Genomic DNA, 12,385 nt, shown 5'->3' on the forward strand with positions numbered 1-12,385 from the left:
ATGGAACCACAGCACGACAGCACACCACAGCACGACAGCACACCACAGCACGGCAGCAGCGGTGTGACCGTGGTGGGCGTGGGCGCGATCTCGGCGCTGGGCCCCACCGCCCGGCACCTGTGGGACGGTGCGCGGCAGGGGCAGGTCGGCATCCGCCCCGTACAGGCCATGGAGATGAACGGGCTCGACACCAAGCTCGGCGGCGAGGTGACCGATCCGGTGGAGCCCTCGCGCGGCTACCGGCATCCGGCGGGCTTCCGCGAGCGCTCGATCGAGCTCGCCCTGGTGGCCGCAGAGGAGGCCATGGCGGCGCTGCCCACCGGGCTGGTGGCCCCCGAGCGGTTCGGTGTGGTGCTCGGCACCTGCAATGCCGGGCTGCTCGCGGGACGGGAGTGGCTGAGAGCCGTACGGGACGGTGAAGTCCCCGACCCGGAGCTGGCGTTGCTGGTGACGCCGCAGGCGCTGGCCGAGTCGGTGGGCGCGGCGTTCCGGCTGCGGGGCCCGGTGCTCGCCGTGAACACCGCGTGCGCCTCGGGTGCCAATGCGATCGGGCTGGCCGCCGATCTGCTGCGCGCGGGCCGGGCCGATGCCGTGCTCGCCGGCGGCAGTGACGCCTTCTCGGACGTCTGCTTCGCCGGGTTCAACGCGCTCCAGTCGCTGTCGCCCGAGTCCGCCACGCCTTATGACGCGGGCCGGCAGGGACTCTCGCTCGGCGAGGGCAGCGGCATGGTCGTCCTGGTGCGCGCCGGCTTCGCCCGTGAGCACGGGCTGACCGCCGTCGCCGACATCGCCGGCTACGGCCTGTCCGCCGACGGCTTCCACTCCACCGCCCCGCACCCCGAGGGCCGGGGCGCGGCCAGGGCCATCGAGTCGGCGCTGCGGCTCTCCGGCATCGGCCCGGAGCAGATCGGCTACGTCAACGGACACGGCACCGGCACCCCCAAGAACGACCCGGCCGAGACCAACGCCATCCGGCGCGCGCTCGGCGAGGAGCAGGCGGCCCGTACCCCGGTCTCCAGCACCAAGTCCATGATCGGCCACATGCTCGGCGCCGCCGGGGCGGCCGAGGCCATCGTGACGGCGCGGGCGCTGGCCGACCAGGTGGCGCCGCCCACCGCCGGCTACCGCACGCCGGATCCCCAGTGCCCGCTCGACTACGTCCCGGGCCGCGCCAGGCCTTTGGACACCGGTGCCGCGCTCTCCAACAACTTCGCCTTCGGCGGTGCCAACGCCTCCCTGGTGCTGACCAGGACGGCGGACGGCCACCGCCCGCCGCGGCCGCACACCGACCGCGTGGTCATCACCGGTGTCGGACTGCTCAACCCGGCCGGCTCCACGGCGGCCGAGGTCTGGTCGGCGTACACCCGCGGCCAGTGCCCGGTCGAGTGGGAGGACGGACTGCGCCGCAGCCGGGTCGACTTCGACCCCGGCCCCTATCTGACCAAGCGAGAGCGGCGCCGGATGGACCGGCTCGCCCAGTTCTCCGTCGCCGCCACCGCCAGAGCCCTCGCGGACGCGGGCTTCGAGCCCGGCAGCGCGGCGGCCGAGGCGCTCGGCGTCATCTTCGGCACCGGTACGGGACCGATGGAGGCGATGGAGAAGTTCACCGCCCCGCTGCTCGCCGAGGGGCCCGCGGCCGCCGACCCGTCCGTCTTCCCGAACACCGTCTACAACCAGGCGGCCGGGCAGGTCGCGCTCCATCTCGGGCTGCGCGGCCCGACGTCGACGCTCTCGGTCGGCCACGCCACCGGCGCCGCCGCGCTCGCCTATAGCGCCGATCTGCTGGCGGCCGGACACGCCGATGCCCTGGTGTGCACGGTCACCGACACGCTGACCGACCAGGTGGGCCGGGCCTACACGGCCCTCGGCGCGGCCTCCGGGCGCAGGCCGGGCGAGGCGGCCGACGGGCGGTTCACGCTCGCCGAGGGCAGTGTCGCCTTCGTGTTGGAGCGGCGCTCGGCGGCCATCGCGCGCGGCACCACCCTTCTCGGCGAGCTGCTGGGGCACGGCATGGCGTCCGACGCCAGCCGGGCGCGGCTCTGGGACGCGCGCGGCCGGGGTCTGGAGCGTGCCATGCGCGCGGCCCTGGAGGACTCCGGTCTGGCCCCGACCGGGGTGGACGCCGTCTGGCTCGCCTCGGCGGGGCTGAGCGCCGCCGACACCGCCGAGAGCCGGGCCGTGCGGCGGCTGTTCCACCCCTACAAGGTCCCGCGGCTGCACGCGCCGAAGACCGTCCTCGGCGAGCCGATGGGCGTCGGCGGGGCGCTGACGCTGGCGCTCGCCCTGCACCAGGGCCGCTTCGACCGCCGCCCGGTGCTGCTGAACAGTTCCTCGCTCGGCGGCTCCCATGTGTCGCTGGCCGCGCGCTGCGGCGCGGAGGAACGCCGTACCACTACGACATCTGGAGAAGCCCGATGAAGCTCCAAGGACAGGTCGCCCTGGTCACCGGCGGTGCACGGGGCATCGGTGCCGCCGTCTGCCGCCGGCTGGCCGCCGACGGCGCCGCTGTCGCCATCAACTACCGCAGCTCCGAGGGCCCGGCCAAGGAGCTGGCCCGCGAGATCGAGGCGGGAGGTGGGCGCGCGATCACCGTGCACGGCGACGTGGCGGTCCCTGCCGCCGCCGAGGAGATGGTCCGTCAGAGCATCGACGACCTCGGCGGCCTCGACATCCTCGTCAACAACGCCGGGGTGGCCCAGGACGCGCTCGTCTTCAGCATGGGGATGGACGACTGGCTGGACGTCATGAAGGTCAACTTCGGTGGTGTCTTCCACTGCACGAAGGCCGTGCTGCCGCACTTCATGAGCAAGGGCACCGGCGTCATCGTCAATGTCTCCTCCGTCATGGGCGAGCGGGGCTGGGTCGGCGAGTCGAACTACGCCGCGTCCAAGGGCGCGGTGAACGCCTTCACCCGCTGCTGCGCCATGGAGTCGGCGCGCTTCGGCATCCGTGTCAACGCGGTGCTGCCCGGTTTCGCCCCCACCGATCTGGTCGCGGGCCTGACGGAGGGCGCCACCGGCCGCTCCATCAAGAAGCAGATCCCGATGCGCGACTTCGGCGCGGTCGAACAGATAGCGGACGTGGTCCGGTTCCTGAGCGGCCCCGAGTCCTCGTACATGACCGGCTCGCTGGTCAATGTGGACGGCGGCGCGATGACCGCGCTGGGTCTGGGGCGGCCATGAGCAGCCCCGAAGAGACCGCGCTGCGCTCCGGTGACCCCGGCGAGCTGCCGCGCGAGACGATGGAGCAGCGGGCGGACGAACTGCGGATCATCAAGGAGGAGCTGTACGCGGGTGACGCGGCCGCCACCGAACGTCAGCGCGCCAAGGGCAAGCTGACGGTCCGGGAGCGGATCGAACACCTGCTGGACAAGGGGTCGTTCACCGAGATCGAGCCGCTGCGCCGACACCGTGCCACCGACTTCGGCATGGACCGCAGGCGCCCGCACGGCGACGGCGTCGTCGCCGGGTGGGGCCGGGTGCACGGCCGGGAAGTCCTGGTGTACGCCCATGACTTCAGGGTGTTCGGCGGTGCGCTCGGTGAGGCACACGCCCAGAAGATCCACAAGGTGATGGATCTGGCCGAGGCCAGTGGCGTCCCGCTGATCTCGCTGTGCGACGGGGCCGGGGCCCGCATCCAGGAGGGGGTGACCGCGCTCGCGGGATACGGCGGGATCTTCAGCCGCAACGTCCGGGCCTCCGGACGCATCCCGCAGATCAGTGTGGTGCTCGGCCCCTGCGCGGGCGGTGCCGCCTACTCCCCCGCGCTGACCGACTTCGTCTTCATGGTGCGCGGCACCTCGCAGATGTTCCTGACCGGGCCCGACGTGGTCCAGGCCGTCACCGGCGAAAAGCTCACCCAGGACGAACTGGGCGGCGCGGACATGCACGCCCAGGTCTCCGGCCTCGCCGCGTTCGCCCACGACGACGAGGAGTCCTGCTTCGAGGACGTGCGCCATCTGCTGTCCCTACTGCCCTCCAACAACCGGGAGATGCCGCCGGCGGAGGTGCCCGAGGATCCGGCGGACCGCCCGGGCGACGCGCTCTTCGACATCGTCCCGGTCGACCCGCAGGCCGCGTACGACATGCGCCGGGTGATCGAGGAGATCGTCGACGACGGCGACTTCTTCGAGGTGCACGAGGGCTGGGGCACCAGTCTGGTCTGCGCCCTGGCACGGCTGGACGGGCACACGGTGGGTGTCATCGCCAACCAGCCGATGCGGATGGCCGGCGTGCTGGACATCCACTCCTCGGAGAAGGGCGCCCGGTTCGTGCAGACCTGCGACGCCTTCAACATCCCGCTGGTCACGCTGGTGGATGTGCCGGGCTTTCTGCCGGGGGCCGATCAGGAACGCGGCGGGATCATCCGGCACGGCGCCAAACTGCTGTACGCGTACTGCAATGCCACCGTCCCCCGCATCCAGGTCATCGTGCGCAAGGCCTACGGGGGCGCGTACATCGTGATGGACTCCCGCTCCATCGGCACCGACCTGTCCTTCGCCTGGCCCACCAACGAGATCGCGGTGATGGGCGCGGAGGGCGCCGCCAACGTCGTCTTCCGCAAGCGGATCGCCGCGGCCGACGACCCGCGGGCGGAGCGTGCCGAGGTGATCGAGGACTACCGACGCACCCTGATGCATCCCTACTACGCGGCGGAGCGCGGCCTGGTCGACGACGTCATCGACCCACGCGACACCCGGGCGGTGTTGATCCGCTCGCTGACTCTGCTGCGTGCCAAGTACGTGCCGCTCGTGGAGCGCAAGCACGGGAACCAGCCGCAGTGAGCGGCCCCGTGGAGCTGACCGTGGTCAGCGGGCGCCCCACCCCCGAGGAACTGTGCGCGGTGCTGGTGGCGCTCCGGCTGGCGACGGCGCCGGCCGCGCCCCCCGCGCGCCCGAGGCCGGCGCGCCGCACGGACCCCTGGCCGGTGCCGCGCTCCGCACCGGCGGCGGCGCCCGTTTCCTGGGCCCGCTGATCACGGTGTATCCGCGGTCCCCGCCGGCGGATCTGACAGTACGAGAACACCAAGCCGCACCTGCATCTCTCAGTTCCGCAATCTCTGAGTCCCGGAGGACCATCCATGGACCGCAACACCATCGTCGAAGCCGTGACCGAAGCCGTGATCGACGCCCTGGGCGCCGAGACCGACGAGGTCGTACCCGAGGCCACCCTGCTGGACGACCTGGGCGCGGAGTCGATCGATCTGCTCGACATCCTCTTCCGCCTGGAGCGCTCGCTCGGCATCAAGATCCAGGCGGCGGAGCTGGCCGCCTACGTCCAGGGCGGCATACCGGACGAGGAGTTCGGCGACGAGAACGAGATCGTCTCCGCCGTCGGCCTGGCCCAGCTGAAGAAGGTCATGCCCCAGATCGACACCGACGAACTCGCCGGCAAGCTCCAGGCCACCCAGGTCATGGGCCTGTTCACCGTCGAGAACCTGGTCGGGCTCGTCGAGCACCGCGCCGCGCTTGCCGCGGTCTGAGGGGGACACACCAGATGACCGCAGCAGTCCACATCATCGGCACCGGCGGCTATCAGCCCGGTGAGCCGATCTCCACCGACGAGATCGCACGCCTCGTCGGGCCGCTGCCGGACGAGGTGCGCGAGGGCCTCTCCATCGAGCGCCGCTTCTGGATGATCGACCCGGCCACCGGCGAACACCGCGAGAACAACTCGGACATGGCCCACAAGGCCGCCGTACGGGCCCTGGACTCGGCCGGTCTGGAGCCCGGCGACATCGATCTGATCATCCTGGCCACCGGTACCCCGGACTATCCGCTGCCGCCGCTGGTCAACATGGTCCAGGAGCGTCTGGGCCTGGTGCGCTGCGCCACGCTGGAGATCCGCTCGGGCGGCGCGGGGGTCGTCCAGGGCCTGGATGTCGCCCGGATGTACCTGGAGTCGGGCGTCTACAAGACCGCGCTGGTCATCGGGAGCGAGGCCATCTCTCCCGTACTGGCGCCGATCTTCCTCGGCAAGGACCCGTACAAGATCCGGATGCGGGACCGGATGCCGGTCTACATGTTCGGCGACGGCGCCGGGGCGATCGTGCTGCGCGCCGAGGGGGCCGCCGGGTCCGGTGGTCTGCTCGGCGCGGCGATGGAGGCCATCGGCGGCGACCGCAAGGCCGGCATCCACTCGGTGGGCGGCGGCACCCACGCTCCGATCCACGAGCAGCTCAAGGCCAAGCGGCTCGTCGACCTGAAGGTCGACGTGGTCGGTGCCGGGGACTTCACACCCGTGATGGTCACCGACGCGATCAGCGCCACCCTGCGGCGCAGCAAGGTGGACGTCGAGTCCATCGACCTGTGCCTGATCCCCGAGGGCAATGTCGGCTGGATGCTGGACGCCCTCCAGGAGCTGGGGTTGGACACCGCCGAGTGGAAGGCGCTCGACGGGAAGGTCTTCGACAGCCTCTCCACCATGGGGGCCGTGGGCTGTGCCGCGGTGCCGCTCTTCCTCGACGACGCCTGGCGCACCGGCCGCGTCAAGCCGGGCGACCGGCTGATGCTGGTCGGCGTCGAGTCCACCAAGTGGATCTACGCGGGCGCCGTCGTGGACTGGACCGCGGCCGCTCCGGCGAGCTGAGGGGAATCGCCATGACGTCCCCTACCGGCCCCCAGCCGACCGTGGCCGAAGCGACCATCGGCGGGGTGGTCGCCGGACGGTTCCGGCAGGCCATGGGCAGGTTCCTCACCGGTGTGGCCGTGGTGACCTCGTGCGGCCCCGACGGGCCGCACGGGACCACCGTCTCCTCGCTGGCCTCGGTCTCCCTGGAACCGCCGATGCTGCTGGTCTGCCTGGCCCACACCTCGCGCGGGGCCCGGGCGATCGGCGCCACCGGTGTCTTCACCGTGAACGTGCTGGGCCGCGAGCAGTCAGAGCTGGCCAGTTGGTTCGCCTCGTCGAGACGGCCGCTGGGCGCCGCGGGCTTCGCCGGCGTACGGCACCGCATCGGTGACAAGGGCGTCCCGGTGCTCGAGGGAGCCGTCGTCCATCTGGAGTGCCGGGTGGCCCAGGAGGTCGCCGCGGGCGACCACAGCGTCTTCATCGGAGAGGTCACCGGCATCGGCTTCGCCGAGCGGGCCGATCCGCTCGTCTACCACCAAGGGCAGTTCCTGTCCCTGCGATGACACGCTCGGCCGCGGGTCGAAAGGGGGCCGGCGCGGACCACGCGCCGGCCCCCCTGTCGCACACGGCGCGCCGGACATCCACGGAGGTACTCATGAATGACATCGCCTTCCTCTTCCCCGGGCAGGGCTCCCAGCGGCCCGGCATGGGCAGCGATCTGGTCGCACGCCACCCGGAGCTGCTGGAGCGCTACTACCGCCCCGCGGACGACCTGTTGGGGTTCGAGCTGTCGCGGCTGTGCCTGGAGGGCTCCGCCGAGGACCTGGTGTCCACCGACATCACCCAGCCCGCCGTCTTCCTCACCAGCATCGCCGTCCTGGACGTGCTGCGCGGCCACGGCATCGCCCCGTCCGTGGTGGCCGGGCACAGCCTGGGCGAGTACGCGGCGCTGGTCTGCGCCGGGGTGCTGGAGTGGACCGACGCCCTGCGCCTCGTCCGCCGGCGGGGGCAGCTGATGGCCGGCGTCAACGAGCGTACGGCCGGAGCGATGGCGGCCGTCATCGGCCTGTCGGCGGAGCAGGTCGAAGAGCTCTGCGCTCACATACGGCAGCGGGAGGGCGCGATCGTGGAGGTCGCCAACTACAACGACCCGGCGCAGCACGTCGTGTCCGGCCGGCGCGAGGCGGTCCGCGCGGTGATGGCGGCCGCCAAGGCGGAAGGTGCGGAGCGCTCGGTCCTCTTGAGGGTCGGGGCGCCCTTCCACTGCAGCCTCATGAGGGAGCTGGAGGAGGAGTTCACGGCCGAGCTGGATCAGGTCGCGTTCTCGGACCCCGTACTGCCGGTGCTGGCGAATGTGACGGCGGCCCGCATACGTTCGGGAGCCGAGGCCAAGCACCTGCTGCGGCGTCAGCTGGCCGGGGCGGTGCGCTGGTCGGACACCTTGCGGGCGATCGAGGGCAGCGGTGTGCGGACGTTCGTCGAAGCGGGCCCCGGGCGGGTGCTGAGCGGCTTCTGCCGCACCACGCTCCCGGAGGCCGTCTGCCATCCGGCGGGTGAGATCCGGCGCGTCGAGCGGTTGCTCCGGGCCCTGGCCCCGGAATTGCGGATACCAGCCTGACGGACTTCGCCCTTGCATACCGAGGGGTGGCCGGAAGGGGCGAGTCCCGCGAACGAAATACCGGTCGGTATTGTGGTTCGCGGGACTTTCCTTTACTCTCCATCTAGTTAAGGAGCGAACTAAATGGTGGAGGTGACCGGGGTGCACGACGCCGATGAAAACGCCGACGATGCGGCGCTGGGCAAACTCTCAGATGCCCTCGGGATACCCTCACGGGCGGCGGCCGAGAAGGCCAAGGCCCTCTTTCCCTTCATAGCGTTTGCAGCCGCGATGGACGATGGTGCGATGGATGACCGTGCGATGGATGACCGCGCGGTGAGCGACGGCCCGATGGACGACGAGGAGTCGCCGGTCGCACTCGACGACCGGCCTTCCGGCTCAGCCGGTCGATACCCGGCTGCACCGGGGCGCTGACCGCAGTTCGGAGCCGCTCTCCTCGGCGAATGCCCGCAGGCCCATCTTCTTGATGGAGTCGAAGAGTTTTCTGGCCTGTTCCGTGCGGCCTGACTCGCGCTCCAGGGCGCGCCGCAGATGCTGCAGGCAGCGCCCGCGCATGGGCCCGATGGAGCCTCGGGCCAACCCCAGTGTGGCGCTCACCTCGTCGTAGGACATCGGTGGTTCGGCCACCAGCAGGCCGAGCAGCGCCTGGCACTTGGGCGACAGGGAGCAGTAGGCGAGAAGCACCTCGTCACGGGTCTCGCGGTCCAGCGCCGTCTCCTCCGGCTGGTTCGCCGACGGCCGTGGCCGGTCGAACACCTCCGGGTCCTCCATCGGCGTGCTCCGGCCGGCCTTCTGGATGTGCTTGAGGCTCTCCCTGCGGGCCGAGACGGAGATCCAGTGGGCCAGCTTCTCCGGATCCCTCAGCTTCCCCAGGTGCTGGATGACGCGCATCCAGGTGGTCTGGCTGACGTCCTCGCAGTCGGCAGCGGACAGCCGGTGTCCGCGGGCGATGGCCCAAATCAGCGGTGTGTAGCGGTCGACGATGCGGTTCCAGCTCTCCTGGTTCCCATCCAGACAATCGTCTACGAGTTCATGCAGAGCAAGGCCTTCCATTTCTCCCCCGTCATTCTCACGCGAGGAACAGGTTCAAGCCACAGTTCCCCACTACAGGCATCAACTATACGGCGGCCACAAGGCGCAGTGTCAACGCTTACTTAGGCGCAATCCACCCCGGAATGGTTCCCTCTTAACCTGGGAAAGGGCGGGCCGGCGCGCGGCTGGGAACAGACGGCAAACGCGTCTGGCCGGGCCGCCCTTGGGGCGGCCCGGCGCGCGACGCATCGCAGACTTCCGGCTATTCCTTCCCCGCCTCCACTGCTCGGTAGGGGCAGCGGGCCGCGGTGTCGGGCGGGGTGACGTCCGGCAGTGCGACGTCCGGTGCCGTGATCGCCCCGGGGGCGCGGTCCGTCACCGGACGGAGCGTCATCCGGATGCCGTGCTTGGCGCGCAGCGAGATGTCCGGCTGCATCACCACCGGGTGCCCCGGCACCATGTCCAGGTGGAACCGCTGGAGCAGGGAAGCGACCACGATGGTCAGCTCCATGTTGGCGAAGGCCATCCCGACGCAGTTGCGGGGACCTCCGACGTAGGGCACGTAGGCGTATCGGGGCCGGCCCGCCGAGCGCTCGCGGGTGAACCGCTCGGGGTCGAACCCCTCGGGGTTGTCCCAGAACTCCGGATTGCGGTGCGTGATGTACGTGCTGAGCAGCAGGAAGGACCCGGCGGGGATGTGATAGCCGCTCAGCACATCGTCCTTCAGCGGCATCCGCGCCACCTGCCACAGGGGCGGATAGAGGCGCAGCGCCTCCTGAATGAACAGCTTCAGGTACTTCAGCTGCGGCAGGTCCTCCATCGTCGGTGGCCGGCCCCCCAGTACCTGGAGGACCTCGGCCCTGGCCCGGTCGGTCTCGGCGGGGCGGGTGGAGAGCAGATGGCAGATCCACGACAGGGTTGCGGCCACCGTCTCGTGCCCGGCGATGAACAGCGTCATCACCTGGTCGCGCAGCTGCTCGTCCGTCATCAGCCGGCCCGTCTCGGGGTCGGGGGTGCGCATCAGCATCGACAGGAGGTCCTGTGCCTCGCCGTCGGCCGGTCCGGCACGGCGCTCGGCGATCAGGCGGTACACCGTCTCGTCGAGCAGCTTGCGGGCGGCGGTGAAGCGGCGGTTGCGCGGGGTCGGCACCTTCTCGGGGATGTCCGCGACGGCGATCAACTTGGCGTTGATGTGCTCCAGTTGGACGGCGACCGCCGAGCCGAGCGCCAGCGCGTCACGTGACCAGTCCGCCTGGAAGAGGCACCGGGCCAGGATCTCCAGCGTCAGGCTCTGCATCTGCGTCCTGGCGTCCATCGACTCGCCGCGCCGCGCGAGTCCGTCCCACCGGTCCAGCATCCGCTGCGTGCTGTCCACCATCACGCCGGCGAACCGCTCCAGCGGCTCCCTGCGGAACGTCGGTGCGACGGTGCGCCGTTGGGCGCGCCACACCTCGCCCTCGGTGGTGACCAGGCCCTGGCCGACCGAGACCCCGACCTTGCGGTTGAAGTCGTCGGGGTGCGGATAGTTCTCGAAGTTGTCCGCCAGGATGTGCTTGAGGTCGTCGGGGTGCGTGACCAGCACCACCGGCACCGGTCCCCGGAACCGCACCAAGTCGCCGTGGTCCCGCCAGGCTCTGACGAAGGTCTCCAAGGGGTTGCGGCGGAAGTCGAGCGCGGAGCCGAGCAGGGGCAGGCCCGGCGGACCCGGCGGGCGCCGCCGCGTGTCCGTACTGCTTCGCCCCGGCATCACACGGCTCCTTCGACGGCTGCCTTGTGGTGCTGCAGCCGCATCGGCATGCCGCCGCGCGGATACAGGAACACATTGGACGTGGGCTCGCAGACGTGCCCGCCGGCCAGTGTCAGCCGGTAGTCCTGCAGGATCCGGGCGATCACCAGCGGCGCCTCCAGGACGGCGACGGACGATCCCGGGCACAGCCGCGGGCCGCGCGAGAAGGGGATGTACGCGTACAGCGGCGCGCCGCCGGTCGCGCTCTTCTCGAACCGTTCGGGCCGGAAACCTTCCGGGTTCTCCCAGAACTTCGGGTGACGGTGCATCAGGTAGGGACTGATGAAGACCTGGGAGCCGGCGGGGATGTGGTAGCCGCCGATCTCGTCGTCCTCGACCGGACTGCGCGACATGGTCCACACCGACGGGTAGAGCCGCAGCACCTCCTGGTAGAAGGCCCGCAGGTAGCGCAGTTTGGGCAGGTCCGACGCCGCGGGCGCGCGGTCCCCGCACACCTCGGCGACCTCGGCGCGCGCCTTGCGCTCCGACTCCGGGTGCCGTGACATCAGCGAGAACGCCCATACCAGCGACAGCGCGGTCGTCTCGTATCCGCCGAGGAACATCGTGACGACCTCGTCGCGCAGTTGCTTGTCCGACATCCGGTCGCCGGTCTGGTCGTCCTGCGCGTTCAGGAAGCGGGTCAGCAGGTCGTCCGGGGGTGCCGGGTCCTTGCGCCGGTCGGCGATGAGCCCGTAGACGAAGGAGTCGAGTGTGGAGCGCGCCCGCAGGAACCGTGTGCGGGCCTTGCTCGGCAGTGACTGCGGAAGCTCCACGAAGCGCTGCAACCGCACATTGGTGTAGGCGTTGCAGATGCGCACCGCGCGGGCCAGCTCTCCCGCCCGGTCGCTGACATCGGTGCTGAACAGCGTCTGCATGACGATCGTCAGTGCCAGCCGGAACATCTCCGGCGTGATGTCGAAGGTCTCCTCGCGGGAGGCGCGCCCCCGCCACTCCCGCACCAGACCGCTGGTGGCCTCGACCATCGCGGGCCCGAAGCCGGAGATCCGGGATCCCTTGAAGGCGGGCTGGGCGAGCCGGCGCTGCCGGAAATGGAACTCGCCGTTGCTGGTGAACAGGCCCTGGCCGACCCAGGGCTCGAACTTGCCGACCGACAAGGGGTCCTTGGGGTAGTTGGGCTGCCGGTCGTCGAGGACGTGTTTGATGTGGTCCGGGTGCGCGAGCAGGAAGAGGGTGCGCTTGCCCGGCAGCCGGAAGCGGACGATGTCGCCGTACTCCCGCCAGGATCGGGTGAAGGTGCCGACCAGGTCACGGACGAGGTCGGGGCCGCAGCCGACCACCGGATACCCCGGCGGGCCCGGGGCCTGGCGCGGGCGGCCGCTCGAAGTCGGACTCATGGTGCCTCGCTCTGCTGGTGTGGCG

General features: G+C 70.9%; 12 protein-coding genes. 9 read left to right on the plus strand and 3 right to left on the minus strand.

Annotation, left to right across the window (positions count from 1 at the left end; translation table 11 throughout):
- The 9 genes from ACZ516_RS06455 (at nucleotide 1) to ACZ516_RS06495 (ending at nucleotide 8,601) form a co-directional block, all read left to right on the plus strand.
- A complete protein-coding gene (locus ACZ516_RS06455; RefSeq protein ID WP_469008829.1) occupies nucleotides 1-2,418 on the plus strand; it encodes a beta-ketoacyl-[acyl-carrier-protein] synthase family protein in 2,418 nt (805 codons plus the stop codon).
- The gene (locus tag ACZ516_RS06460) at nucleotides 2,415-3,182 is read left to right on the plus strand and encodes an SDR family NAD(P)-dependent oxidoreductase (protein WP_361083036.1); all 768 of its coding nucleotides are present in this window, start codon (nucleotides 2,415-2,417) and stop codon (nucleotides 3,180-3,182) included. The genes ACZ516_RS06455 and ACZ516_RS06460 overlap by 4 nt, the downstream gene beginning before the upstream one ends.
- Entirely contained in the window at nucleotides 3,179-4,783 is a 1,605-nt protein-coding gene (locus ACZ516_RS06465; RefSeq protein WP_469008830.1) for an acyl-CoA carboxylase subunit beta, read from the plus strand. The genes ACZ516_RS06460 and ACZ516_RS06465 overlap by 4 nt, the downstream gene beginning before the upstream one ends.
- On the plus strand, nucleotides 4,780-4,974 hold the full coding sequence (locus tag ACZ516_RS06470; RefSeq protein WP_358578287.1) for an acyl-CoA carboxylase epsilon subunit: 195 nt from the start codon (nucleotides 4,780-4,782) through the stop codon (nucleotides 4,972-4,974). The genes ACZ516_RS06465 and ACZ516_RS06470 overlap by 4 nt, the downstream gene beginning before the upstream one ends.
- A 105-nt stretch (nucleotides 4,975-5,079) precedes the next feature.
- Entirely contained in the window at nucleotides 5,080-5,481 is a 402-nt protein-coding gene (locus ACZ516_RS06475) for an acyl carrier protein (protein WP_358578289.1), read from the plus strand.
- A gap of 14 nt (nucleotides 5,482-5,495) precedes the next feature.
- Nucleotides 5,496-6,587, plus strand: a complete 1,092-nt coding sequence (locus ACZ516_RS06480) for a 3-oxoacyl-ACP synthase III family protein (RefSeq protein WP_469008832.1) — start codon at nucleotides 5,496-5,498, stop codon at nucleotides 6,585-6,587.
- Between the two features lie 11 nt (nucleotides 6,588-6,598).
- Nucleotides 6,599-7,132 carry a flavin reductase family protein gene (locus ACZ516_RS06485; protein WP_469008833.1) on the plus strand — a complete coding sequence of 178 codons (534 nt, stop codon included), beginning with the start codon at nucleotides 6,599-6,601 and terminating at the stop codon, nucleotides 7,130-7,132.
- A 92-nt stretch (nucleotides 7,133-7,224) separates the two neighbouring features.
- The gene (gene fabD, locus ACZ516_RS06490) at nucleotides 7,225-8,187 is read left to right on the plus strand and encodes an ACP S-malonyltransferase (protein ID WP_361083043.1); all 963 of its coding nucleotides are present in this window, start codon (nucleotides 7,225-7,227) and stop codon (nucleotides 8,185-8,187) included.
- A 123-nt stretch (nucleotides 8,188-8,310) separates the two neighbouring features.
- Nucleotides 8,311-8,601 (plus strand): hypothetical protein, encoded by a 291-nt coding sequence (locus ACZ516_RS06495; RefSeq protein ID WP_469008835.1) that lies wholly within the window; start codon nucleotides 8,311-8,313, stop codon nucleotides 8,599-8,601.
- Here ACZ516_RS06495 and ACZ516_RS06500 read toward each other — a convergent pair.
- The 3 genes from ACZ516_RS06500 to ACZ516_RS06510 form a co-directional block, all read right to left on the minus strand.
- Entirely contained in the window at nucleotides 8,566-9,240 is a 675-nt protein-coding gene (locus tag ACZ516_RS06500) for an RNA polymerase sigma factor (RefSeq protein ID WP_358697270.1), read from the minus strand. The two genes, ACZ516_RS06495 and ACZ516_RS06500, sit on opposite strands and share 36 nt — an antisense overlap.
- Nucleotides 9,241-9,481: 241 nt before the next feature.
- Nucleotides 9,482-10,966, minus strand: coding sequence for a cytochrome P450 (locus ACZ516_RS06505; RefSeq protein ID WP_469008836.1), 1,485 nt, complete (start codon nucleotides 10,964-10,966; stop codon nucleotides 9,482-9,484).
- Nucleotides 10,966-12,360 (minus strand): cytochrome P450, encoded by a 1,395-nt coding sequence (locus ACZ516_RS06510; RefSeq protein WP_469008837.1) that lies wholly within the window; start codon nucleotides 12,358-12,360, stop codon nucleotides 10,966-10,968. The genes ACZ516_RS06505 and ACZ516_RS06510 overlap by 1 nt, the downstream gene beginning before the upstream one ends.
- Nucleotides 12,361-12,385: the final 25 nt, after the last annotated feature.

The organism is Streptomyces sp. NPDC034037, from assembly GCF_055575715.1.